The 24,467-nt window shown below is 61.0% G+C and carries 26 protein-coding genes; 18 read left to right on the top strand and 8 right to left on the bottom strand.

Annotation, left to right across the window (positions count from 1 at the left end; genetic code table 11):
* The first annotated feature begins 108 nt into the window (after window positions 1–108).
* The 13 genes from rpsB (at window position 109) to lpxB (ending at window position 13,330) form a co-directional block, all read left to right on the top strand.
* A complete protein-coding gene (gene rpsB / locus ASE36_RS18740; protein ID WP_062283515.1) occupies window positions 109–876 on the top strand; it encodes a 30S ribosomal protein S2 in 768 nt (255 codons plus the stop codon).
* A gap of 250 nt (window positions 877–1,126) precedes the next feature.
* Window positions 1,127–2,053, top strand: a complete 927-nt coding sequence (tsf, locus tag ASE36_RS18745) for a translation elongation factor Ts (RefSeq protein WP_062283519.1) — start codon at window positions 1,127–1,129, stop codon at window positions 2,051–2,053.
* 93 nt (window positions 2,054–2,146) lie between these two features.
* A complete protein-coding gene (gene pyrH / locus ASE36_RS18750) occupies window positions 2,147–2,869 on the top strand; it encodes a UMP kinase (RefSeq protein ID WP_062283523.1) in 723 nt (240 codons plus the stop codon).
* Window positions 2,870–2,931: 62 nt separating this feature from the next.
* A complete protein-coding gene (gene frr, locus ASE36_RS18755) occupies window positions 2,932–3,492 on the top strand; it encodes a ribosome recycling factor (protein WP_062283526.1) in 561 nt (186 codons plus the stop codon).
* Between the two features lie 50 nt (window positions 3,493–3,542).
* Window positions 3,543–4,286, top strand: a complete 744-nt coding sequence (locus ASE36_RS18760; protein WP_062283529.1) for an isoprenyl transferase — start codon at window positions 3,543–3,545, stop codon at window positions 4,284–4,286.
* Window positions 4,287–4,294: 8 nt separating this feature from the next.
* Window positions 4,295–5,128, top strand: coding sequence for a phosphatidate cytidylyltransferase (locus ASE36_RS18765; protein ID WP_062283895.1), 834 nt, complete (start codon window positions 4,295–4,297; stop codon window positions 5,126–5,128).
* A gap of 73 nt (window positions 5,129–5,201) precedes the next feature.
* Window positions 5,202–6,326: an RIP metalloprotease RseP gene (gene rseP, locus ASE36_RS18770; protein WP_062283533.1), complete on the top strand. Its 1,125-nt coding sequence runs from the start codon at window positions 5,202–5,204 to the stop codon at window positions 6,324–6,326.
* A 195-nt stretch (window positions 6,327–6,521) separates the two neighbouring features.
* Window positions 6,522–8,876 carry an outer membrane protein assembly factor BamA gene (gene bamA / locus ASE36_RS18775; RefSeq protein ID WP_062283536.1) on the top strand — a complete coding sequence of 785 codons (2,355 nt, stop codon included), beginning with the start codon at window positions 6,522–6,524 and terminating at the stop codon, window positions 8,874–8,876.
* A gap of 50 nt (window positions 8,877–8,926) precedes the next feature.
* Window positions 8,927–9,991, top strand: a complete 1,065-nt coding sequence (lpxD, locus tag ASE36_RS18780) for a UDP-3-O-(3-hydroxymyristoyl)glucosamine N-acyltransferase (RefSeq protein WP_062283539.1) — start codon at window positions 8,927–8,929, stop codon at window positions 9,989–9,991.
* Window positions 9,984–10,451: a 3-hydroxyacyl-ACP dehydratase FabZ gene (gene fabZ / locus ASE36_RS18785; RefSeq protein WP_062283542.1), complete on the top strand. Its 468-nt coding sequence runs from the start codon at window positions 9,984–9,986 to the stop codon at window positions 10,449–10,451. The genes lpxD and fabZ overlap by 8 nt, the downstream gene beginning before the upstream one ends.
* Window positions 10,448–11,263: an acyl-ACP--UDP-N-acetylglucosamine O-acyltransferase gene (gene lpxA / locus ASE36_RS18790; protein WP_062283547.1), complete on the top strand. Its 816-nt coding sequence runs from the start codon at window positions 10,448–10,450 to the stop codon at window positions 11,261–11,263. The genes fabZ and lpxA overlap by 4 nt, the downstream gene beginning before the upstream one ends.
* A gap of 4 nt (window positions 11,264–11,267) precedes the next feature.
* The gene (locus ASE36_RS18795; protein ID WP_062283550.1) at window positions 11,268–12,155 is read left to right on the top strand and encodes an LpxI family protein; all 888 of its coding nucleotides are present in this window, start codon (window positions 11,268–11,270) and stop codon (window positions 12,153–12,155) included.
* On the top strand, window positions 12,155–13,330 hold the full coding sequence (gene lpxB, locus ASE36_RS18800; protein WP_062283554.1) for a lipid-A-disaccharide synthase: 1,176 nt from the start codon (window positions 12,155–12,157) through the stop codon (window positions 13,328–13,330). Before ASE36_RS18795 ends, lpxB begins: the two co-directional genes overlap by 1 nt.
* A 130-nt stretch (window positions 13,331–13,460) precedes the next feature.
* On the opposite strand, the gene ASE36_RS18805 is transcribed toward lpxB, so the two are convergent.
* The gene (locus tag ASE36_RS18805; RefSeq protein WP_413813670.1) at window positions 13,461–14,525 is read right to left on the bottom strand and encodes a zinc ABC transporter substrate-binding protein; all 1,065 of its coding nucleotides are present in this window, start codon (window positions 14,523–14,525) and stop codon (window positions 13,461–13,463) included.
* 104 nt (window positions 14,526–14,629) lie between these two features.
* Here ASE36_RS18805 and ASE36_RS18810 point away from each other — a divergent pair, with 104 nt between their 5' ends.
* From ASE36_RS18810 to ASE36_RS18820, 3 genes are read left to right on the top strand one after another with little or no spacing between them, the layout of a single operon-like run.
* Window positions 14,630–15,586 (top strand): metal ABC transporter ATP-binding protein, encoded by a 957-nt coding sequence (locus ASE36_RS18810; RefSeq protein ID WP_062283560.1) that lies wholly within the window; start codon window positions 14,630–14,632, stop codon window positions 15,584–15,586.
* Window positions 15,576–16,391: an iron chelate uptake ABC transporter family permease subunit gene (locus ASE36_RS18815; protein WP_062283564.1), complete on the top strand. Its 816-nt coding sequence runs from the start codon at window positions 15,576–15,578 to the stop codon at window positions 16,389–16,391. The genes ASE36_RS18810 and ASE36_RS18815 overlap by 11 nt, the downstream gene beginning before the upstream one ends.
* Before the next feature lie 4 nt (window positions 16,392–16,395).
* Window positions 16,396–16,803: a Fur family transcriptional regulator gene (locus tag ASE36_RS18820; RefSeq protein ID WP_200945192.1), complete on the top strand. Its 408-nt coding sequence runs from the start codon at window positions 16,396–16,398 to the stop codon at window positions 16,801–16,803.
* Between the two features lie 3 nt (window positions 16,804–16,806).
* On the opposite strand, the gene ASE36_RS18825 is transcribed toward ASE36_RS18820, so the two are convergent.
* The 6 genes from ASE36_RS18825 to ASE36_RS18850 all read right to left on the bottom strand — a co-directional run bounded on the left by ASE36_RS18825 (window position 16,807) and on the right by ASE36_RS18850 (window position 21,949).
* Window positions 16,807–17,334, bottom strand: coding sequence for a gamma carbonic anhydrase family protein (locus ASE36_RS18825; protein WP_062283567.1), 528 nt, complete (start codon window positions 17,332–17,334; stop codon window positions 16,807–16,809).
* A gap of 15 nt (window positions 17,335–17,349) precedes the next feature.
* Window positions 17,350–17,568: a hypothetical protein gene (locus tag ASE36_RS18830; RefSeq protein ID WP_062283903.1), complete on the bottom strand. Its 219-nt coding sequence runs from the start codon at window positions 17,566–17,568 to the stop codon at window positions 17,350–17,352.
* Window positions 17,569–17,667: 99 nt separating this feature from the next.
* Window positions 17,668–19,095, bottom strand: coding sequence for a D-alanyl-D-alanine carboxypeptidase (locus tag ASE36_RS18835; protein ID WP_062283570.1), 1,428 nt, complete (start codon window positions 19,093–19,095; stop codon window positions 17,668–17,670).
* Window positions 19,096–19,268: 173 nt separating this feature from the next.
* Window positions 19,269–20,033, bottom strand: coding sequence for a hypothetical protein (locus ASE36_RS18840; RefSeq protein WP_062283575.1), 765 nt, complete (start codon window positions 20,031–20,033; stop codon window positions 19,269–19,271).
* Window positions 20,034–20,234: 201 nt separating this feature from the next.
* A complete protein-coding gene (locus tag ASE36_RS18845) occupies window positions 20,235–20,846 on the bottom strand; it encodes a transglutaminase-like cysteine peptidase (RefSeq protein ID WP_062283578.1) in 612 nt (203 codons plus the stop codon).
* 491 nt (window positions 20,847–21,337) lie between these two features.
* The gene (locus ASE36_RS18850; RefSeq protein WP_062283581.1) at window positions 21,338–21,949 is read right to left on the bottom strand and encodes a PilZ domain-containing protein; all 612 of its coding nucleotides are present in this window, start codon (window positions 21,947–21,949) and stop codon (window positions 21,338–21,340) included.
* Window positions 21,950–22,113: 164 nt separating this feature from the next.
* On the opposite strand from ASE36_RS18850, the gene ASE36_RS18855 reads away from it, so the two are divergent.
* Both ASE36_RS18855 and ASE36_RS18860 read left to right on the top strand, forming a co-directional pair.
* The gene (locus tag ASE36_RS18855) at window positions 22,114–22,896 is read left to right on the top strand and encodes a rhomboid family intramembrane serine protease (protein WP_082511218.1); all 783 of its coding nucleotides are present in this window, start codon (window positions 22,114–22,116) and stop codon (window positions 22,894–22,896) included.
* 113 nt (window positions 22,897–23,009) lie between these two features.
* Window positions 23,010–23,444 (top strand): CBS domain-containing protein, encoded by a 435-nt coding sequence (locus ASE36_RS18860; RefSeq protein WP_062283585.1) that lies wholly within the window; start codon window positions 23,010–23,012, stop codon window positions 23,442–23,444.
* A 52-nt stretch (window positions 23,445–23,496) separates the two neighbouring features.
* On the opposite strand, the gene ASE36_RS18865 is transcribed toward ASE36_RS18860, so the two are convergent.
* Window positions 23,497–24,453 carry a patatin-like phospholipase family protein gene (locus ASE36_RS18865; protein WP_062283910.1) on the bottom strand — a complete coding sequence of 319 codons (957 nt, stop codon included), beginning with the start codon at window positions 24,451–24,453 and terminating at the stop codon, window positions 23,497–23,499.
* Window positions 24,454–24,467 lie beyond the last annotated feature (14 nt).

Raw genomic sequence — 24,467 nt, forward strand, 5'->3', positions numbered from 1 at the left:
CGAAGCTTGGGAAGTTCAGGGAGAAATCCTGAGTTTTCCGCCCGGTGGCATCCCCGCAAGGGGTGCTGTTTGCTTCGCGGGGGTTAAACCGGAAAAGGAGACAAAGGCATGGCATTGCCTGATTTCAGCATGCGTCAGCTCTTGGAAGCTGGCGTTCACTTCGGTCACCAGACTCACCGCTGGAACCCGAAGATGAAGCCGTACATCTTCGGCGATCGTAACAACATCCACATCATCGATCTGGCTCAGTCCGTCCCGATGCTGTCGCGCGCCCTGCAGGTCGTGTCCGACACCGTTGCTCGTGGTGGCCGCGTTCTGTTCGTCGGTACCAAGCGTCAGGCTTCGGAAATCATCGCCGACAGCGCCAAGCGTTCGGCCCAGTACTACGTCAACTCCCGCTGGCTCGGCGGCATGATGACCAACTGGAAGACCATCTCGAACTCGATCGCTCGCCTGCGCAAGCTCGACGAAATCCTTAGCTCGGAAGCCTCCGGCTACTCGAAGAAGGAGCGTCTGAACCTTGAGCGCGAGCGCGAAAAGCTCGACAAGGCCCTCGGCGGTATCCGTGACATGGGCGGCGTTCCCGACCTGATGTTCATCATCGACACCAACAAGGAAAAGATCGCGATCGACGAAGCCAAGCGCCTCGGCATCCCGGTTGTTGCTGTCATCGACTCGAACTGCGATCCGGACCTCATCGACTACCCGATCCCGGGTAACGACGACGCTTCGCGCGCCATCTCGCTCTACTGCGACCTGATCTCGCGCGCTGCCATCGACGGCATCGCTCGCCAGCAGGGCTCTTCCGGTCGTGACATCGGCGCATCCGCCGAAGCTCCGATCGAGCCGGCTCTCGAGACCGAAGCCGAAGCTTGATGCTTCGAACGCGGCGGATCTGATCCGCCGCACCCGTCAAGGGATACGGCCGCCCGGACGCTCAGTTGAGCCTCGGGCGGCCTCGCAATTCCGGCGACCTGTCACTGATGTGGTCCCGAATGCGCTCAAGGTTTTCGTGGTGACCTGCTTCATCACGTTGTCACACTTCCGGGTACATTTCGTCCCCCAAACAGCATGCTCCGGGATCATGATCGTCTGGCGCATCGCTTGAACAGACAAGAGGCACACAATGGCTGAAATCACTGCAGCACTGGTTAAGGAACTGCGCGAGAAGTCCGGCGCAGGCATGATGGATTGCAAGAAGGCTCTCATCGAGAACGACGGTGACGTCGAAGCCGCCATCGACTGGCTGCGCGCCAAGGGTATCGCCAAGGCCGACAAGAAGTCGGGCCGCACTGCAGCCGAAGGCCTGATCGGCATCAACGGCAACGGCACCTCGGCTGTTGTCGTCGAAGTGAACTCCGAAACCGACTTCGTTGCCCGTAACGATGCCTTCCAGGACCTCGTCCGTGGCGTGGCCTCCGTTGCCATCGGCACAGACGGTTCGGTCGAAGCCATCGGCGCGGCCACCTATCCGGCCAGCGGCAAGACTGTCACCGACACCATCAAGGACGCAATCGCCCATATCGGCGAGAACATGACGCTGCGCCGCGCCGTCAAGCTCTCGGTCGAAGACGGTGTTGTTGCGACCTACGTCCACAATGCTGCCTCTGAAGGCCTCGGCAAGCTCGGCGTTCTCGTTGCCCTGAAGTCGACCGGCAACAAGGACGTTCTGTCCGCCATCGGCCGCCAGGTTGCCATGCACATTGCTGCGACCAACCCGCTCGCCATCCGTTCGGAAGAAGTCGATGCTGCCGTCGCCGAGCGTGAACGCAACGTCTTCATCGAGCAGTCGCGCGCTTCGGGCAAGCCGGACGCCATCATCGAAAAGATGGTTGAAGGCCGCATGCGCAAGTTCTTCGAAGAAGTCGCTCTGCTGTCGCAGGCCTTCGTCATCAACCCGGACCTGACCGTCGGCGACGCCATCAAGGCTGCCGAAAAGGATGCCGGTGCACCGATCGAAGTGACCGGCATGGCACGTCTGCTTCTCGGCGAAGGCATCGAAAAGGAAGAAAGCGATTTCGCAGCCGAAGTGGCTGCTGTCGCCAAGGGCTGATCCAGCCACTCCTTTCGAGGGAAAACATCGGGCATCGCGTGACAACGCGATGCCCTTCGTGTATCCGGCACTGAATTGATTTCGGGAGCACACATGACCGCCAAGCCATTGTTCACACGCGTTCTCCTCAAGGCTTCCGGTGAGGCCCTCATGGGAAGCCAGGGCTTCGGTATCGACGTCGCTGTGGCCGATCGGATCGCCGGTGACATCGCCGAAGCCCGCCGCATGGGCGTCGAAGTCGGCGTCGTTGTCGGCGGAGGCAACATCTTCCGTGGCGTGGCCGTAGCCTCCAAGGGTGGTGACCGGGTGACGGGCGACCACATGGGCATGCTGGCGACCGTCATCAATGCGCTGGCCCTTGCCACCTCGCTGCGCAAGCTCGACATCGACACCGTCGTCCTTTCGGCGATCGCCATGCCGGAAATCTGCGAGAGCTTCTCGCAGCGCGCCGCCTTGCACCATTTGGCGCAGGGCAGGGTGGTGATCTTCGCTGGCGGCACGGGCAACCCCTTTTTCACCACCGATTCCGCTGCAGCCCTGCGTGCCGCAGAAATCGGCGCGCAGGCCATCTTCAAGGGCACACAGGTGGACGGCATCTACTCCGCCGATCCGAAGAAAGATCCGACAGCGACCCGTTTTGACAGCCTGACTCATGACGAGGTTCTGCAGAAGGGCCTCGCCGTGATGGACGTGGCTGCGGTGGCGCTTGCTCGTGAAAACCACATTCCGATCATCGTCTTCTCGATCCATGAGAAGGGTGGCTTCGGAGAAATCCTCTCTGGCGCCGGTCGCATGACCATCGTCACCGACAACTGATCCAATAACCATGGGCGCCCGCTGAACGGGCTGCCGGCTGAACGAGCAATGGGAGAACCATGATGACCGCAGGGGTTGATCTCAACGACATCAAGCGCCGCATGGACGGCGCCATCAATGCATTCAAGAGCGATATTGCCTCGCTGCGCACTGGGCGCGCTTCGGCCAATATTCTCGACCCTGTCATGGTCGAGGCCTATGGATCGCGCGTGCCGTTGAACCAGGTGGCGAACGTGACCGTTCCGGAGCCGCGTATGCTCGGTGTCTCGATCTGGGACAAGTCGATGGTGAATGCCGTCGACCGTGCGATCCGCGAAGCCAATCTCGGCCTCAACCCGATCATGGACGGCCAGAACCTGCGCATTCCGCTGCCAGAACTCAACGAGGAGCGCCGCAAGTCGCTCGTCAAGGTCGCACACGAATATGCAGAAAAGGCCAAGGTGGCGATTCGCCACGTCCGCCGCGATGGCATGGACAGCCTTAAAAAGGGCGAAAAAGACGGTTCCATCAGCCAGGATGACAGCCGTTCCCTGTCGGACAAGGTTCAAAAGATGACGGACGACACGATTGTCGACGTCGATCGCTTGCTCGCCGACAAGGAAAAGGAAATCATGCAGGTTTAAGCGAGAGTCGTTCGTTTAAACCATTTCCATCGCCGTCCGGATCGGAGCCCATGTCGAGAGCATCACAGCGCATCGTACCCCAGCATGTTGCGATCATCATGGACGGCAATGGTCGCTGGGCGAATGCACGGGGCCTGCCGCGCACCTTCGGCCATCGCAAGGGGGTCGAGACGGTCCGCGAGACCGTTAAGGCGGCCCGCGAGGCCGGCGTGGGCTTCCTCACGCTCTTCGCCTTCTCCTCCGAGAACTGGCGCCGACCGGAGGCCGAGGTCAACGAGCTCTTTGGCCTGCTGAAAGCGTTTATCCGCCGCGACCTAGCCGATCTGCATCAGGCAGGCGTACGCATCCGCATAATCGGCGACAAGGTCAACCTGCGCGAGGACATCCGTTCGCTGCTGCTGGAGGCCGAGGAGCGGACGGCTGAGAACTGCGGAATGACCCTGGTCATCGCCTTCAATTACGGTTCGCGCGACGAGATCGCCAGAGCTGCTGCGCGCCTCGCTCGGGAGGTGCAGGCCGGTCGGCTCGATCCCCGTGATATCGATGCGCAGAAGATCAACGATAGTCTCGATACGGCCGGCATTCCCGATCCCGACCTCGTTATCCGCACCAGCGGTGAAGAGCGCCTGTCGAATTTCCTCCTCTGGCAGTCGGCCTATGCGGAACTGATGTTCGTGCCAGATTTCTGGCCGGACTTTACGGCTGCGGTCTTCGATACGGTCTTGGAGCGTTATGCCGCCCGTGATCGGCGCTTCGGCGGCCTTTCGAATAAAGTCGTGGCGGTCGGCTCATGACCTTGTCGATCTCTCGCGAGCTTCAACTGCGCATCTATTCGGCGATCGTCATGGTGATCGTGGTGCTGGCGGCGACCTGGGCTGGCGGCATGGCGTTTCGGCTTCTCGCGGCTGCCATCGGTCTTCTCGTCTATTACGAGTGGTCCAAAATGACACGCCTGGCTGAAACGAGCCTTCGGTCGAATTCATTCGGCTGGCTCGCCATGGCGCTGGTCTGCCTGAACATGCTGGTCGGGTCCGCAGATTTCACTGTGCCGCTCTTTGCCGGCCTCGTCATCACAGCAGCCATTCCGGCCCTGCTGCGCAGGGTCAGCTGGTGGCATCCGGGCGGGCTCTTCTATGCGGGCCTGAGCGCCATCTCGCTCGCCGCGATCCGCGGTGACGATTCGCTTGGCCTCGTTGCCATGCTCTTTGTTTTCGTCGTTGTCTGGGCCACCGACATCTTGGCCTATTTCGTCGGTCGTGCGATCGGCGGGCCGAAGCTTGCTCCGCGCATCTCGCCTGGTAAGACCTGGTCAGGCGCGATAGGCGGAACCGTGGCGGGGGTGGTCGGCGGCTACGTCGTCGCCATGGCGCATTTCCACGATGTGGGTATCTGGATCGTGCTCGTCGCGCTTTCGCTGTCGATTGCAAGCCAGATTGGCGATCTGTTCGAATCCTTCATTAAGCGCCGTTTCGGGGTGAAGGATTCCAGCAATCTCATTCCTGGACACGGCGGCGTCATGGATCGCGTCGATGGTCTTGTATTTGCCTGTTTTGCGGCGTTCTTCCTCGCAATAGCTTTCTCTGCGGGCGCAAGCCAGTCCGTGGTATCCATGGGCGCCTTCCTCTTCGGCCTTTGACGATCGAGAGGGCACGGGCGAGGGGGCATAAGCCTCGACCGCGGCGGCAAAACGAATTGGGACAAGGGATCACATGAGCACAGTTCTGGGCTTTCTCGGCGGATATATTCTTCCCTATATCCTCATTTTGTCCCTGCTCGTCTTCATCCATGAGTTAGGACACTATCTGGCCGGACGGCTGTCGGGCATCCGGGTGCTCGCCTTCTCGGTGGGCTTTGGTCCGGAACTGGTCGGTTTTACCGATAGCCACGGAACCCGTTGGAAAATTTCTGCAATTCCGCTTGGCGGTTACGTCCGGTTCTTTGGGGATGCCGACGCCGCCAGCATGCCCGATGGCTCCGCTATTGCAGACTTAACCGAGGCGGAGAAGGCGCAAACGCTGAACGGGGCCAAGCTCTGGAAGCGTGCCGTCACGGTTGCCGCCGGCCCCATCGCCAATTTTTTTCTCGCCATCGTTATCTTCGCGGTCATGTTTGGCACCATGGGCAAGCCGGTATCGGATCCCGTCGTCGCCGACCTGAAACAGGGGAGCGCCGCAGAGGCAGCCGGGATCGAGCGGGGAGATGTACTCATCGCTCTGGACGGTCGCAAGATCGAGACCTTCGATGATGTGGTGCGCTACATCACCATGCGCCCCGAGGTGCCGGTCACGGTGACGGTGCGGCGCGGTGAGCAGCAACTCGATTTCGGCATCGTTCCCAAGCGGGCCATCAACACCGATCGCTTCGGCAACTCGATGGAAGTAGGTCAGATCGGCATCATTACCGATCAGAAGGCAAGCAATTTCCGCATTGTCGAGCTGTCGCCGTTGCAGGCCGTGTGGGAGGGGATCCGTCAGACGGGCCATATCGTGACCGGGACCTTTGACTATATCGGCAACATGTTCGCCGGCCGGATGAATGCCGATCAGCTGGGCGGTCCGGTGCGCGTCGTCCAGGCGTCTGGTGAAATGGCGACACTGGGCGTTATCGCTCTGTTAAATCTGGCAGCGGTTCTTTCGGTTTCGCTGGGGCTTTTGAACTTGATGCCAGTTCCGGTCCTTGACGGCGGCCATCTCGTTCTCTACGCGATTGAAGCAGTGCGCGGGAGGCCGATGGGTCAGGGGGCGCAGGAGGTTGCATTCCGCATCGGTCTGGCGATGATCCTCTCCCTGATGGTATTTGCCACCTGGAACGATATCAGCCGGTTGATAGGCTGAGCGTCGTCCTTGCAACGGGCGGAAGGATTTGTTTACGATGTTTCAAATTGATAGTGGCGATTGGGCCACGGATTCAAATGAAGTAAACAGAAATTAACGCGCAGTCTTGCTTGTAGGGTAAAACCCGCTAAAACCACACACGGGCCGGAGTCGGGGTTACGACTGCGGGGCAATTGAAGAAGGTAAAGTACACACATGAAGGCTGGTTCAAGATTTTTGAACGCAGTGTCGGCGGTCGCGCTGTCTGCTGGTATCGTGTCTACGGGCGCAAGTGTTGCCGTCATGGCCTCGGCTGTCGCAGCTCAGGCTGCCGTCATTCAGCGGGTTGACGTGCGCGGGGCGCAGCGGGTGGGGCCTGAGGCCGTTCGCTCGAACCTCTCCATCCAGCCTGGCAAGTCCTTCACCAACGCCGACATCGACGAGTCCGTGAAGCGTCTTTACGCCACCGGCTTTTTCTCCGATGTCCAGATTTCCGTTTCTGGCGGCACGCTGATCGTGACCGTCGCCGAGAACCAGCTGATCAATCAGGTGGTCTTCAACGGCAACCGCAAGATCAAGGATGACAAGCTCGTCGGCATCGTCCAGACGCAGCCTCAGGGTCCTTATTCCGACAGCCTGATCAGTTCCGACATCCAGCGCATCAAGGAAGCCTATTCCGCGATTGGTCGCAGTGACGTTGAAGTAACGACCCAGGTCGTTCCGGTTGCCGAAGGCCGCGTCAACCTCGCTTTCGTCATCAACGAAGGCGAGCGCACCAAGATCAGCACCATCAATTTCAGCGGCAACAATGCGTATTCCGACGGTCGTCTCGCTTCCGTATTGCAGACGAAGGAATCGGGCATGCTGTCCTTCCTGACGCGCAAGGATGTCTACAACGAAGACAAGCTGCGCGCCGATGAAGAGGCTCTCCGCCAGTTCTATTACAACCACGGTTACGCCGACTTCCGCGTGATCTCTTCGGAAGCCGTCCTGAACGAGGCTGGCAACGAGTACACGATCAACATCACGGTTGATGAAGGTCAGCGCTACAGGTTCGGCGCTGTCTCCGTCGAATCGACCGTTGATGGTGTCGATGCTGCCCAGCTTCAGGGCCTCGTTGAAACCCGCGAAGGCAGCACCTACAGCGCCCGCGACGTGCAGAAGTCGATGGAAGCCATTTCCCGCCGCGTTTCGTCGGCCGGCTATCCCTTTGCTCGTGTCGTTCCGCGTGGCGACCGCAACTTCGAAAACAACACGATCGGCGTAACATACCTGGTGGATCAGGGTGAACGCGCCTATGTCGAGCGCATCGAAGTGCGGGGCAACACCCGCACCCGTGACTACGTCATCCGCCGCGAGTTTGACATTTCCGAAGGCGACGCCTTCAACCAGGAAACCATCACCCGCGCCAAGCGTCGCCTCGAAGCCCTCGGCTTCTTCTCGTCGGTCAACATCTCGACCCAGGCTGGCAGCTCGCCGGACCGCGTCGTGGTCGTGGTGGACGTGCAGGACCAGCCGACCGGCTCGTTCGGCATCGGCGCCGGCTACTCGGTCGACAACGGCGGTGTGGTTCTGGAAGCCTCGGTCGAGGAAAAGAACTTCCTCGGTCGCGGTCAGTTCATCCGCGTTGCCGCCGGCGGTGGTTTCGACGACACGCAGACCTACAACTTCTCCTTCACCGAGCCTTACTTCCTCGGTTACCGTCTGGCTGCCGGCTTCGATGTCTTCAAGAGCGCGACCAGCAGCAACTCGGAATACGATTACGAGGAGCAGGGCGCGACGGTTCGCGTGACGGCGCCGATCACGGAAGACATCGCAACAACGCTGCGCTATACATACAAGCAGATCGATTACATCGAGGACGGTGCATTCGGCGCTGATAATTCGCCGGGCGGCGTCGATAACCAAGTGGCGGATCCTTATATCGATGCCATCGTTGGTAGCACCTGGACCCAGTCGATCCTCGGTCACTCAATCGTTTACAATACGGTCGACGATCGTCAGAACCCGCATGAAGGCATTTATGCCAGCTTCACGCAGGAATATGCCGGTCTCGGTGGCGATTCGGACTTCTACAAGGCCTATGTCCGCGCCAAGATGTTCTACACGCTGTCTGACGAGCTCGATGTCGTCGGCTCGCTCTCGGGTTCGGCCGGTCACGTGGTCGCGCTCGGTGATAACCTGAATGTCTTCGATCAGTTCAAGATCGGCGGCAAGGAAGTTCGTGGCTTCGCCAACAGCGGTATTGGTCCGCGCCAGGATGGCGATGCTATCGGCGGTACAACCTACTTCACCGCTTCTGCTGAAGCGACCTTCCCGCTGCCAGCGGTTCCGCAAGACCTTGGATTCCGTGGCGCAGTGTTCGCAGATGCCGGCACTCTCTACGGCAGCGAACTGGCGAGAGACGGTACGGCTCTCGGTACCGGCATGTCGATCCGCGCGTCGGTTGGCGCCGGCATACTGTGGAATTCGCCCTTCGGCGCGCTTCGCTTCGACTATGCTGTTCCTGTCGCCAAGGAAGACTTCGACGACACGCAGGAATTCCGGTTCAGCATGGCGAACCAGTTCTAAGACAAGCGGTCCAGAACTGCTGACAGGTTGACGTTCTGGAGCGTTTTCTGATGGAGCATAACCATTTCTTTCCGCCCCATGCCGGGGTTACCCTGGCTGCACTTGCAGCCCATACGGGGGCGGAATTGACGGATGAGACGCAGGGCGAGACGATCATTCGGTCGGTCTCGCCCGTCGCCCGCGCCAAAGCGGGCGATGTCTGCTATATCCTGTCCCGTCGCAACCGCGATGATCTTCTCAGCTGCAGTGCATCGGCGATATTCTGTGAAAAGGCGCTCGTGTCGCTCATCCCGCAGCACATCCCTGTGCTTGTGGCGAAAAGCGCACAGACATCGTTTGCGCTGGCGGGTGCATTGCTGCATCCGGAAGGCCTCCGCCCGGTTCGGATGATGAGCGAAAAGACGCTCGTATCGCCCGCCGCCCATATCGATCCGACCGCAAGGCTGGAAGAGGGGGTTGAGGTTGAGGCGCTGGCCGTGATTGGTGCACATGCCGAGATCGGCAGCGGCACCCGCATTGGACCGGGTGCGGTGATCGGGCCCGGCGTTCGCATCGGCCGGGACTGCACGATCGCAGCGGGCGCGACCATTCAAGTCGCCCTGATAGGCAACAATGTCATCATCCACAACGGTGCCCGCATCGGCCAGGATGGTTTCGGTTATGCGCCGGGTCCGCGCGGCATGCTGAAGATCGTCCAGGTCGGGCGTGTCATCATCCAGGATCACGTCGAGATCGGTGCCAACACCACGATCGACCGCGGCACCATGGATGACACGGTCATCGGTGAGGGCACGAAGATCGACAATCTGGTCCAGATCGGTCACAACGTCCGCATTGGCCGCCACTGTGGCATCGTCAGTCAGGTTGGAATAGCCGGCAGCACGGTCATCGGCGATGGCGTGATGATCGGTGGGGCGGCTGGCGTGAACGGTCACATCAAGATCGGCGACGGCGTGCAGATTGCTGCCATGAGCGGTGTCCTGGCCGACGTGCCTCCGGGCGAGAAATATGGCGGGATCCCGGCCCGCCCGTTGAAGGATTATCTGCGCGAGGTGGCCGAGACTTTGAGCCGCTATGACAGCCGCGCCAAGGACAAGGGAGCCAGCAATGACTGACGCCGCTAAGGCCGAATTAGGATCGGCTGATATCCTGGAGATCATGAAGCTCCTGCCGCATCGTTATCCCTTCCTGCTGGTCGACAAGATCATCGAAATCGACGGTGACGATTCGGCGATCGGCATCAAGAATGTCACGGCCAACGAGCCTCATTTTACCGGACACTTCCCGGATTCACCGATTATGCCGGGTGTTTTGCTGATCGAAGGCATGGCCCAGACGGCCGGTGCGATCTGCGCCCGTAAACAAGGTGAGGGCGGCAACCTCGTCTACTTCATGACCATCGACAATGCCCGCTTCCGCAAGCCCGTTGTTCCCGGCGACCGCGTCGAATTCCACGTGGTGAAGCAGAAGCAGCGCGGCAATATCTGGAAGTTCCACTGCGATGCCAAGGTCGACGGCCAGTTGGCGGCGGAGGCCGATATCGGCGCGATGATCATGCGCAAGGATGCGAAATGAGCACGATTGCCGCCACTGCCGTGATCCATCCGATGGCGGTCGTCGAGGCTGGCGCCGTCATCGGCGAGAATGTGCGCATTGGTCCATTCTGCCATGTCGGCCCGCGCGTCACTCTGAAGGACGGCGTGGAACTGATTTCGAACGCCGTGGTCAGCGGCCTGACGGAGATCGGTCCCAATAGCCGGATCTTTCCGATGGCGGTGATCGGTGGCGTGTCGCAGAGCCTCCACGAGGCAGGGGACGATTCCCGCCTTATCGTGGGTGCAAACTGCACCATGCGCGAAGGTGTGACGATGAACTGCGGCACGGTCGGGGGTGGCGGGATCACGCGTGTCGGCGACAATTGCCTGTTTCTCGCCAACTCGCATGTCGCCCATGACTGCATCCTCGGCAACAACATCATCCTGTCAAACAATGTGATGCTGGCCGGCCATGTGCGGGTCGAGGATTACGTGATCCTGAGCGGCGGCTGCGCCGTGCACCAGTTTACTAGGATCGGTCGCAACGCTTTCATTGGTGGCTTGTCGGCCGTCAGCTACGATGTCATTCCCTACGGCATGTTGAACGGCAATCCCGGCATCCTCGGCGGCTTGAACGTCGTCGGCATGACGCGCGCAGGGATTGAGCGCGCGGTCATTCATCAGGTCCGCCGCGCCTTCAAACAGATCTTCGAAGGCGAGGGTTCGGCGCGTGCCAATGCCGCCGCGATCCGCGAAGACTATCTCGATTGCCCGCAGGTGATCCAAATTCTTGATTTCATTGCCGCCGAAAGTGACCGGGCACTATCGTCGCCCCATCGCGGCAAGAATTGACGCCATGACGTCCGCCAGCGCAACGCAAGGCCTGGCATCGAAAGGTCGCCTCGCCATTATCGCCGGTGGTGGCAAACTGCCGCTGTTTCTGGCCGAAGCCGCGCGCGCGGCAGGCGAAGACCCTTTGATTTTACGCCTGAAGAACGAGGCGGACGGTGATTGGCAGTCCTATGAGAATGCGATCGTCGGCGTCGGTGACATGGCGGGGCTGTCTGCCCTGTTCGAAAAGCATCGTATCGGCCGCGTCGTCATGTCGGGCGCTGTCAGAAAACGCCCGGCCTTCGGCGAGATCAGGGTCAATCTCCGCTCTATTCTCAAACTGCCAATGGCGCTGAAGACACTGCTTGCCGGTGGCGACGACGCTGTGCTGCGCATGGTTATTTCCCTGATCGAGGCGCAGGGCTGCGAGGTGCTCGGCGCGCATGAAATTCTGCCAGGACTGCTGGCAACGATTGGTCCTCTTGGAAAGGTCAGCCCCTCTGCGGACGACCTGAAAGATATCCAGCGCGCCGGCGATGCCGCCGAAACACTGGGGCGTCTGGACGTGGGGCAGGGCGCCGTCAGCGTCGGGGGCCGGATCGTTGCGCTTGAGGGCGTCGAGGGAACGGATGCCATGCTGGCCCGAGTTGCGGGCCTCCGTGCCGAAGGACGGATCTCCCAGCGCCGCAAGGGCGTGATCGTCAAGCTGTGCAAGCCGCAACAGGACCTGCGCGCCGACCTGCCGACCATCGGGGTTTCTACTATCGAAAACGCAAGAGCTGCAGGTCTTGCCGGCATCGCGGTCGAGGCGGGACGGGCCCTGGTGGTCGAGCGCGAGGCGATGATCGCTGCCGCGGACGCGGCCGGTCTCTTCGTCGTCGGCATCGAGCGCACGGGAAAGGGCAAGGCCTGATGAGCGAGAAGCCTCTAAAGATCGCCGTCATTGCTGGTGAAGTCTCCGGTGACCTGCTTGGTGCAGATCTGCTCGCGGCCTTGAAAAAGCGACATGCCGGGCCGATCGAACTCGTTGGTGTCGGGGGTGACGGGCTGCAAGCGCAGGGGCTCCGCTCGCTTTTCGACTTCTCCGAGCTGTCGATCATGGGCATCACCCAGGTACTGTCGAAACTGCCGCGACTGATCCGGCTGATCTCTCTCACCGCAGAAGCAATCATTGCGGCAAAGCCGGATCTGCTTCTGATCGTCGACAGCCCGGATTTCACCCATCGGGTTGCCAAGAAGGTGCGAAAGCGCCTGCCGGATCTGCCGGTGGTCAATTATGTCTGCCCGAGCGTCTGGGCCTGGAAGGAATACCGCGCTACGGCCATGCTCCCTTATGTCGACGAAGTGCTGGCTGTGCTGCCCTTCGAACCCGACGTGATGGAGCGCCTGGGCGGCCCGAAGACGCATTTCATCGGCCACCGTCTGGCAAGCCACCCCGACATCCTACGCGTACGCTCTGTGCGGAGATCCCGTGCGCCGAAACCCGCCGGTGAGAAGCGGACAATCTTGCTCCTGCCTGGCTCACGTGGCGCCGAGATTTCCGTGCTTCTGCCGGTCTTTGGGAAGGCCATGGAAGAATTCGTCGCGCGCAACGGTGATACCCGCTTCCTCCTGCCGACAGTGTCCCGCCAGGAGGCCCGTGTCCGGGAGGTCACGGCATCCTGGAGTATCCGGCCTCAAATCCTGTTGGGCGAGGCAGCCAAGTGGCAGGCTTTCGAGGAGGCGGATGCAGCAATCGCCGCCTCGGGCACCGTCATCCTGGAATTGGCGCTCGCCCATGTTCCTGTCGTCTCGACATATAAAGGGGATTGGATCATCCGGACGCTCGCCAACCGGATCAAGGTCTGGACGGGCGCGCTTCCCAATCTGATTGCCGACTACGCCATCGTCCCCGAATATTTCAACGACGTGCTGCGCCCGGCAAGCCTGGTGCGCTGGGCCGAGCGCCTCTCGACAGACACCCCCCAGCGCGCCACCATGCTGGCCGGTTATGACGATGTCTGGAGCAGGCTGCAGACCGACGTGCCATCGGGGGAGGCGGGGGCGGAGCTGGTACTTTCGCTTTTACATCGACGCGGGCGGCTCTGAGCCTCGATCTTCGACGGATACGGCGTTCCTCTGATTGTCCGCATCGCTTTATGTTTCGCGCCTCCCATCGTCAGCAGGACAGGAAAAAGGCGAGGCCGAAGCCCCGCCTTCTCGTCCGGGGGAGGAGGGGTTATTGCGACAGGCAATTCACAATTGAGGTCGAGAGGTTGCGCATCAGCTGACCGTAGAGCGCCGGCCCTTCGGCAAGCGCCCCGCCTTCGGGATCCAAGGTTCCCGACTTGGCGTTCGTTCCCTCCGTGACGACGTTGATCAGCTTCGGCTCGAACTGCGGTTCGGCGAAGACGCAAGCGGCGCCCAGCTCCGCGATCTTGGCGTGGATCTGCGACAGGCGCTCGGCACCCGGCATGGTCTCCGGGCTGACGGTCACGGAGCCTGCGACGCGGACTTTATAGCGCTTCTCGAAATACTGATAGGCATCGTGGAACACGACAAAAGGCTTGTCGGCAACGGGCGCGACCTGGGCCGCGATCTCCTTGTCGAGGGCGTCAAGCTCGGCATCAAGTGCTGCCGTGTTCGCCTCATACGTTGCCTTGTTGGCAGGATCGGCCTCGATCAGCGAGGTCGCAATGACCGCTGCCATGGCCTTCGCATTGCCGGGATCGAGCCAGAGATGCATGTCGGTGCCACCATGCTCGTGGTCATGTCCCTCCTCTTGTTCATGCTCTTCTTCGCCGTCTGCAGCGTGATGGTGTTCATCCGCGTCATGGTTGTGGCCTTCGCCCGCATGAGCTTCGGCCGCATCAGCGTTATGATCGTGGTGTTCACCCTCAGCATGATCCCCGTCTGCATGTTCGCCATGATCATGCGCTTCGAAGGCGCCGCCTTCGCGGAAGGGCAGCTTGTTGAGGCCCGGAGCATCCTCAAGTTCGACCACCTTGGCCTTGCCGGCAAGTGCCTCAAGCGGCTTCTCCAAAAAGGCTTCCAGTCCCGGACCGACCCAAAAGACGAGGTCGGCATTCTCAAGCGCGCGCGCATTGGATGGCTTCAACGTATAGGTATGCGGGGACGCGGCACCTTCGACCACCAATGAGGGTTCGCCGACGCCCTTCATGATCGAGGCGACCAGCGAATGGATGGGCTTGATCGACACCACGACCTGCGGCTCCGCCATGGCGATGGCGGGCGAGAGGAGCAGGACGGCGACCGAAGCGGTCAATCCGAGGCGGGCAGGGATCATCGAGACGTCCTTCACAGCAGTTATGTAATACTATTACGTCGATTGCGTAATGCTATAACGTGTGGCATAGCTATCCGCAACAGCAAATCTCTGAGAATTGTATGGCAGGCTTGAAAACACGGGATGCGGAGCCGCTGGTATCGCTGGTGGGTGCCGGGGTCTATCGCAATGGACGCTGGCTCGTGCGCGGCGTTGACTTCTCCGTCCGCCCCGGCGAGATCGTCACCCTGATTGGGCCCAATGGCTCGGGCAAATCCACCAGCGCCAAGATGGCAACCGGCATCCTGCGCGCCGATGAAGGGCGCGTCACGCGCAAATCAGGCCTGAGGGTTGGCTACGTGCCGCAACGGCTCGCTGTCGACTGGACTATGCCGCTCACCGTCCGCCGCCTGATGACGTTGACGGCGCCGCTCGGTGCCAATGAAATCGACCGCGCCCTCGACGCCGTCGGCATTCGCCACCTCGCCGGCGCCGAAGTCCAGCATCTGTCGGGTGGTGAATTCCAGCGCGCGCTGCTGGCCCGGGCCATGGCTCGCAAGCCCGACATCCTCGTGCTCGATGAACCGGTCCAGGGCGTCGACTTCTCCGGCGAGATTGCGCTTTACGACCTGATCACCTCGATCCGCAATGCGACCGGTTGCGGCATCCTTCTGATATCCCACGATCTGCATATCGTCATGGCCGAAACCGACACTGTCATCTGCCTGAACGGCCATGTCTGCTGTCGCGGCACACCGGCGGCCGTCAGCAGCAGCCCGGAATATATGCGCCTGTTCGGCGACAAGGCGAGCCGGACGCTCGCCGTCTACAGCCACGACCACGACCATACCCATTTGCCAGACGGTCGCGTGTTGCATGGCGACGGCAGCATCACGGATCATTGCCACCCGGATGATGGGCACCATCACGGGGAATCCGCGGGTGATGCCAGCGACCATCACCTCCATGGTCATGACCACCATGCTCATCATGATCATGCTCACGACCATGATCACGATCACGGCCACGGAGTGGGGCGAAATGCTGACAAGGCGGAGGAGCACGGCCATGCTGGATGATTTCTTCATTCGCGCCATGCTGGCCGGAATTGGCCTCGCGCTGACCACGGGTCCGCTCGGTTGCTTCGTCATCTGGCGGCGCATGGCCTATTTCGGTGACACGATGGCGCATTCGGCGCTGCTTGGCGTGGCGCTATCGCTGTTCTTTTCACTCAACCTGATGGTCAGTGTCTTCGTCGTCGCAGCGCTGGTCTCGCTTGTGCTCATCGTCCTGCAGAAGCGCCAGGGTCTCTCTGCCGACGCGCTGCTCGGGATCCTCAGCCATGCGACGCTCGCGATCGGGCTGGTGATGGTCGCCTTCATGTCCTGGGTCCGCTTCGATTTGATTGCCTTCCTCTTCGGCGACATTCTCGCGGTTACGCCGACCGATGTGGCGATCGTCTGGCTTGGCGGCGCCGTTGTTGTGGCGCTCATTGTTTATCTGTGGCGGCCGCTGCTCGCCGGCACCGTCAATGCAGAATTGGCCGAAGCCGAAGGCATGAACCCGGAGCGCGCCCGCATCGTCTTCATGCTGCTGATGGCTCTGGTGATCGCGATCGCGATGAAGATCGTCGGGATTATGCTGATCACGTCGCTGCTCATTATCCCGGCGGCGGCGGCTCGTCGCTTTGCCGTCTCGCCGGAGGCCATGGCGTTGATCGCCTCACTGCTCGGTGCCATTGCCGTGGTCATCGGGCTGTTCGGCTCCCTGACCTATGACACCCCCTCCGGCCCCTCGATCGTCGTTGCGGCCCTTCTGCTCTTCCTGATCAGCCTGTTGCCGCGCCCACGTCTGGCGGCGGCTGACGACCGTCCGAGAGGTTGACCCCATGGCCAAGTTGTCCCACACCGATCTGACCCGCAACCAGTCGCTCGTCTTCGACAGTCTCGTCGAGGCCGATGGTCCGCTCTCCGCCTACACCCTGCTAGACCGTCTGCGCGACCACGGCTTCCGCGCGCCGCTGCAGGTCTACCGCGCGCTCGACAAGCTGGTCGAATTCGGGATGGTCCACCGTCTGGAGAGCCTCAATGCCTTCGTCGCCTGTGCCCATCCCCATGAGGGATGTGCCGGCCACGGCACCGTCGCCTTCATGATCTGCAACAAATGCAGTCAGGTGACGGAGTTCCACGACCACGAGGTCGACCATCACCTGAGCGCGATCACGACCCGGTCGAAGTTCAAGCCGGAAAAGACGACGATCGAGATCCGCGGGCTCTGCGCTGCCTGTGCAGCCTGATGCTCAGATCAGCTCCAGATCGCTCTGGAATCGTTGCCAATTGAGCACGTAGTTTTGTGCCGAGAGCCGGAGCCGGGCGACGGCGCTGTCGTCGAGGGTCCGGACCACTCTGGCCGGCGCGCCGACGATCAGAGAATTGTCCGGAAAAATCTTGCCTTCGCTGACCAGGGCATTCGCGCCGACAAGGCAGTTGTTGCCGATCACCGCGCCGTTCAGCACCGTTGCACCCATGCCAATGAGCGAATTGTCGCCGATGGTGCAGCCATGAATGATGGCATGGTGGCCGATCGTACAGCCATCGCCGATCGCGGTCGGGAAGCCGAGATCGGTATGGACCATCACGCCGTCCTGAATATTTGTGCCTTTGCCAATGGTGATCGGGTCATTGTCGCCGCGCAGAACAGCATTGAACCATATGCCCACATTTTCGCCGACGAGCACATCGCCAATAACCTGCGCACCCGGCGCGATCCAGTGAGCGTCGGACCCCGGCAGCTGGGGTCGTTTTTCGCCAAGGGCATAGACCGGCATCACGCGCTCCTTTGATCAGCGGAGGCGAAGGATGACCGGGAAGCGCCCGGCTTGGGCCGAGACATGGAGATGGATATTGGCTTCGGGCTGCGAGTAGCGCCACGCGCGGGCACCATGCGACAGGAGCAAACCGATCAGGTCCTTCGTCTTGGAGCGCTTGTCTCGATTGCCGATTTCCGCCAGCCGGAACGCCGCCTCGTGCAGAGGATGAAGGACATGCGAGACGGGAAGCATACCCCCATTGTCCTGGTCTTCGACCTTATCGATCCTGAAGTCTTTCGAAGCCATCTTATTATCCTCGTACACAATACAAATCGAGGTTTGATCGGTGGATTACTGGGCGGCAGCCCAGCAGCCGATGCCTTTGCGTTTCAACTGTTTGCAGGCGTCAACAGCATCTTTCTGCGCGTCGAAACCTCCGAAGCGCGCGCGATAGATCGTCTGTGGGCCGGCATTGTACGCGACTGTAAAGGGGGTGGCGGAACGCAATACCTGACCGCCTTTCTCTTGCGCCTTGCGCAGGAGTTCCGTGGCAAGCGCCTTGTCCGGCGATGTGCCGATCTGAACGATCCAGCCGGAAGACGGCTTGGTTGAGGCCGTGGTGACCGTGTCGACATCCTGAGGCGTCGCAGCGGCTGCGGCAAGCGAAGCGGTGGGCTCTGCAGGCTCGACCATCGCGCCCGTGTCGGGCATGTAGGCGGGCGCCGGCTGGGGCACGGGTACAGAACCATTCGATGCCGGTGCAACGGGATGCATGGCACCCAGCGCAGCTGTCGCGGCATTGCCGGCAGGCGGCGCGAGATAGGCCGAGGCGGACGCTGCTGCCTGTGCGGCACCCGTGTAGCGCGGGTCCGGCATCGGGCCGGTCTGCGGCAGGCTCGGATGTCCGACATCGAGGGAGGCTGTAACCGGGGCAGGCTCTGCGGCGACTGGCGTCTGGACCTTGGCAACGAGGTCACCCGAAGCCCGACCCGAGGAGGCCTGCGGCAGGTAACGCTGGACAAGAGCGGTCATCTGCGCGTTGCGCCGGGCGCCCGACGAGGCCCCGAGAATGACGGCGACGATGGAGCGACCATCCGCCTGGGCGGACGTTGCGAGGTTATAGCCGGCAGCGCCCGTATAGCCGGTCTTGATGCCATCCACGCCGCGAACCGTGCCAACCAGTCGATTATGGTTGCCGATCGTCTGCTTGCCGAAGGTGAAGCTGCGGGTGGAGAAATAGCCGTAATACTGGGGGAAGTGCTGACGAAGCGCGATGCCGAGGCGGGCCTGGTCACGCGCCGTCGTCATCTGGGCCGTGTTGGGCAGGCCATGGGCGTTGCGATACGTGGTCTTCGTCATGCCGAGGCTGCGGGCCTTGGCAGTCATCAGCTGGGCGAAACGCTGCTCGGAGCCCCCGAGATATTCGCCGAGCGCCGTGGCGACGTCGTTGGCAGAGCGGGTCACGAGAGCGAGAATCGCCTGTTCGACGGTCACGCTTTTCCCGGCGCCGACGCCAAGCTTGGACGGCGGCTCCTTGGCTGCATTCTTCGAAATCGGAACCTTGCTATTCAGGGAGATGCGACCGGATTCCAGCGCCTCGAAGGTGAGGTAGAGAGTCATCATCTTCGTCAGCGATGCCGGATAGCGCAGGCTGTCAGCGTCTTCGCTGTAGAGGACCTTGCCAGTCTTGGCGTCGATGACAACGCCCGCATATTTCGCGGCATTCGCACCAGACGTCGTCGCCAGCGTGGCGAACAGGACCGCGGCGATGGCGACCATGACTCGACGGATTGGAGCGGCGAAGGTGAGGGTTCCGAAAATTTTATGCACCACGTTACTCTTCGAACATTGCATTTCAAACCGGGCGCTATCCCCCGGTCGCGACCATTCGATGCGACTTTAGGGTGCGGGCGTTACCAAGAGGTTTATGATGAATGCTTTGTTGACGGGCTCTACGGCTTTTTAGTCGTCCCCACCGGGTGCGCGGCTTCGGCGCGTTGCTCGACAAAGCTGCGCACCGCATCGTCGATCTGTTTCCAGTCGGGCAGCAGGCGGCTCGAGAACCGGTAGAGGACTGAGAGATCTTCGCCTGCATGAATGTCGCGCTGGCAGTCGCTGCTGCTCGCCAGTTTGTCATCCGTGGGAATCAGGCAGCGGATGGCGTAGACGCCGCCATCCGTGGCTTCGCCGGTCAGGAGCACCTCACCTTCGAAGCCCGTCCCGGGTTTGAAATGGTGCAGCTGAAGCCCCGCAGGCGCAGCTTCCGTCGGACCCGTCAACAGGTGCCGGTAGATCGGCTCAACCCTCCCGGACATGTCGCGCGACATCGTGCTTTGGGAAATCTGCAGGAAAATCAGGGGCTGTACCTGTCCAATGTCATCGAAGGCGAGGCGTCGGGCATGGCTGTATCCTTCCATGGACGGCCAGTGCAGCTGGAGGTCCACCCGCTCAGTGGCTCCAGTGCGGCGCTGCGGCTCGAAACGGATGGTGTTGGCGGTGAGGTGAATAAGGTCGCGGCCAATGGTGATGTCGTAAACCTCTAGGCTGTCGCTGTGGCCTGCGAAAGCCAGCTGCGCACCATAAAGGCGTCCATAGATGTTGATGGCGAGCGAGGCCAAGGCCAGCAAGGCGATGACTAAAACAGAAATCAGGAGAAAACGGTGAGAGAGGAGTGGCGTCTCCTCGGTGGCGCTTGCGCCGCCCGCCCCATTTTGCATCGTGTGCCGCTCCCGTCCGTGCTGCGCAGGGCGCAGCAATCGCCTCCGCTCAGCATTCGCCGATTATGGTTAAGTCAAGGTTAACGCACGCTGACTGCAAAAAGAGAGCCGATCCCGGTTGGACGGGATCGGCTCATATGGCTCCGGTCGGGGGACGGGTATGCGGGGGGCGGACCGGGCCAATACGCAGAACGTCAGTGATCAGTTCGAATTCACGGAACCTACGTAACTCGCACGTCCGTCCTGGAGCTTGACCCAGCGGCTGGGCTCCGTGGACGACTGGCGCTTGAGGTAGGTGTATTCAGTATCCGACCATAGCAGAACCTTGTTGCGCATGTTGTCGAGAATGAAGTCGCCGTGGTCGGTCCGCACGGTCAAGACGGCGTGACCCTCACCATTGGGCTGCAGAACGACAGTCAGCAGCAGGTCGCTTGGGTCGAAGCCGCGATCGATCAGCATCTTGCGCTTGAGCAGCGCGAAGTCTTCACAGTCGCCGACGGTGCGCGGATAGGCCCAGCGCTCTTCCACCCCGTAAATCTCCATGTCGGTCAGTGGCGTGATCGACGAATTGACGGTGTAGTTGACCTCCAGCATCGTTTTCCACAGCGGCTCGGTCAGGCCGAGCGGGCCTGTGTCGCTAAAGCTGCCGGCACATTCCGACTGATAGGTCTGACAGAATTCGTAATGGCCGATCGGCGGGTTGGCCTTGCCGACGACCTGCATGTTGGCTGGCGTCGCATGAGCTTGCAGGGCAAGAGCTCCAGCAAAGGCGGTCGCCATAAATCCAATACCGAGAGTTTTCTTTGTTGTCATTGTTTGTCTCCTGGTGATGGAGGCAGTAATGACAGAAATATTTTGATCGACCGCGAAAAGTGGCGCGCGTATTTGAGTATAACAAGAGGATATTTCGAATCTATATTTCAATGTATTTAAGCCAACTTTGACTTAAATCCGATGCAAGTTCGACGAAAATTTTCGCGGTATTTTATGGGTCTGGAACAATCGGCCTGACGGAAACCATCAACAACGTAGCAAAATCAGATGGTTGGCGATATTCCAGTCTGCGGTGCAACGGCGCGACCCGGGATGGGGGGGTCTTGCGAAGGCACAATCCTGGCCTTGGTTGCTCCGATCGCGCTTCGAAATCGAAGCAAATGACGGGCGCGCGGCAACTTTGGGCCAAAAATTATTTTTTCAATTCTGTGCGGATTTGAAACGGCGTTCGGCCCGCAAGGCGGGCACAGAATGAAAAAAGGCGCCATTCGTGTTCGAAGGCGCCTTGCTCATATGGCCGTAGGTTCGGTTCAGAGGAATTCGGTGAGCGCTTCTCGCGACTGCAGCGACAGGAACTCGATCGCGACACCTTCCATGAAGTGGCGCACGACGCGGCCGCGCATGTTGCCGAGACGGATTGGTGTGCCGATCGGTGGGCGAATGTCGATATCGACGGCGGCACCCGAAAGGGAAAGGTCCATCAGACGGCACGGATAGCTCTTGCCGTCCTCTAGCGTCAGCTCGGTCAATACCTGCCGCGGGGTCAGTCGGTCGTGGCGACGGTCTTCGGGAAGACCAAGCTCGTGCTTGTTGGCGATCCAGGTCAGCTGCGCTGCAAGCTTCTCGCGTTTGCGCGCCGTCGCCGTCAGTTCGATGATGAACCCGTCTTCTGTGACTTTGGAAACGCTGCCTTCCAGGCGCCCGAGATGATCGATATAGGCAATGACCCGTTCATTGGGGCGGGGGCAGCCGGCGCAAACGAAACGCGCATCGCCGGGCGACATGTCGACGACCTTGCAGACATATTCCTCGTAATTGGCAAGCATCAGCCGGCCTTGCAGGTTGACCGCTACGCGCTGGAAGGCGCGTTGCTGCCCCGGCGAGGCAATCGTATTGCTGTGACTGGCCTGCGAAGAATACATCATGAGCTGTCTGTCTATCCTCTACGATGGAACCTTAGACCGCCAGCCGTTAACATATCGTTTGCTTTCCCGCCCCGCGCGTGTCCCGCGCTTTCCGCGGCAGGGCTTTCACTGGTGCGCATAGTCGTTTAACAGGAAGCTCCAACCAGCACGGGAGCCCGCAAATGTCGGACGATAATCTTCGCTCGGACGAAAGCGGCGGGAATGAGCGAGAGCACACGCAGGAGACGGCAGCGCTCCCGACGGTGCAAACGGCCCGTGGTGAAACCAATCCGCCGATCTTCAATCTGCCCGCGGGGGTTTTGGTCGCGCTGGCGCTGGTCTGCGGCATCTATGCTTTGCAGGCGCTCGTCTTTTCAAGCGACGTCAACGATTGGATCACGTTCCAGTTTGCCTTCGTGCCGCTGCGTTATGTTTATCCACTGGGTGATCAGGATCTTGCCTGGCTGTGGTCACCGGTCACCTATTCGCTGCTGCATGGCAGCTTCCAGCATCTCGCATTCAACAGTCTCTGGCTCGCAGCCTTCGGTACGCCAGTTTGCCGGCGCATCGGCGAAGTGCGTTTCATTGTCTTCTGGATCGTCTCGGCCGTCGCCGCGGCAGGGCTGCACGCGGCTGTGAATTGGGGGGAGTCGTCCGTCATGGTCGGAGCGTCCGGTGTCATCTCGGCACTGATGGGGGCGGCTTGCCGCTTCGCTTTTGGTGGACGGCTGCGTACCGGCCGGGGCTCTGCCGGCCGCGAGCCGCCGCTGCTCAGCATTCCAGCCGCGTTGTCGGACCGCACCGTCTTGATCTTCATCCTCGTCTGGTTTTTTGGCAACGTGGCGATCGCTTTCGGACTGCCGTTGATGGGACCCGATGCGGGCGCCATTGCCTGGGATGCCCATATTGGCGGCTTCCTCATGGGGTTTTTCGGCTTCCGGCTTTTCGACCGCCGTCACCTGTAAAACCGCCCCTGCCAATCCACATATTGCATTCTACTTGATTAACGGGCACCATTTTCATGCGTTGCCCGGGGAGGGGCCGGCGCGCGCCTAGCGTCCAATGCGAGGAGGAAACCATGCCTGCATCAGCCAGAAGCATACTCGAGCAGAAAGGCCGTAACGTCATCACAATCAGCCCGAGCGTCACGCTCGGCGAAGCCGCGCGCGTCCTCGACGACAATAAGATCGGTGCCGTCGTCGTGGTCGGTGTGGAAAAAAGGATCGTCGGCATCTTTACCGAGCGCGATGTCGTGCGCGCCCTCGGCTCTGCCGGCCGCGACGCCTTCGACCAACCCGTCTCCAGCTTCATGACAGCCAATGTCTATCGTTGCCGCGAAGAGACGACGGTGGATGAGCTGATGGAGATGATGTCCAGCCGGCGTTTCCGCCACGTGCCCGTGGAAGACAATGGCAAACTGTCGGGCATCATTTCGATCGGTGACGTGGTGAAGTCTCGCATCCGCGAGATCGAAGCCGAGGCCGAACATATCAAGGCCTATATCGCCGGCTGATCGGCGCCTTGATGCGGAGAAGCGGGCGCGGCACATGCCCGCCCGCATTTCTCTAGCGCAGCACGGCCTCCTGCATGCGCCGGATTTCCGTGACGCGTGCCTTTGTCTCTTCATAGCCACGTTCGATCGCTTCGCCAGCCCGATGGAATTCGGAAAGCCCGATATCACTCAGCCGGGGATGAAGTGCCAGATCTGGCGGGTCCCCCGCGAGTCGTGCGCGGGAAATGCGGTCCTGGATGATATTGAAAGCCTGGACCATAACACCGGTGAGGCCGACCTTGGTCGGTGCGCGGGTCTCGGGGGGCTGGTCGGCGGGTGCCGACGCCTTGTGTTTGACAACGGCCGATCGGCCATAGAGATCGTAATGCAGGTTGACCGCCATCACCAGCGGTTGCTCGTAGGCGCGGCAGACGGAGACGGGCACGGGATTGACCAATGCGCCATCGATCAGGGTGCGATTGTTGCAGCGGACCGGCTCGAAGATGCCGGGCAGCGCGTAGGATGCCCTGAGCGCCGTGATCAGATTGCCGCCATCGATCCAGACTTCATGGCCGCTGTTCAGCTCGGAAGCCACCGCGACGAAGGGTCTTGGCAATTGTTCGACGGTCAGGCCTTCGAGATGCTCCTGCATCCGTTTCGTCAGCCGCATGCCGCCGAGCAGGCCGCCGCCGCCGATCGTCAGGTCGAGAAGAGAAGCGATCCGCCGCATGGTGAGCGATCGGGCAAAGGCTTCAAGCTCGTCCAGCTTTCCGGCGAGATAGCACCCGCCGACCAGCGCCCCGATCGACGTGCCCGCGATCATGCCGACTTCGATGCCTTCCTCGTCGAGTGCGCGCAAAACACCGATATGTGCCCATCCGCGCGCAGCACCTCCGCCGAGTGCGAGCGCCACCCTGGCCTTGCTACGGGTCTCCGTGGGTGCTGGCGGCCCCGATGTGCTGGCCGCACCATCCCTATTCGGTTGCGCCAGATTGGCGCCGCCGCCTGCCATCAAATTCCAGTTCAGCATCTCCGCATACCCCA

It is taken from the genome of Rhizobium sp. Root274 (assembly GCF_001429245.1).
In the GTDB taxonomy this organism is placed as follows: domain Bacteria; phylum Pseudomonadota; class Alphaproteobacteria; order Rhizobiales; family Rhizobiaceae; genus Allorhizobium.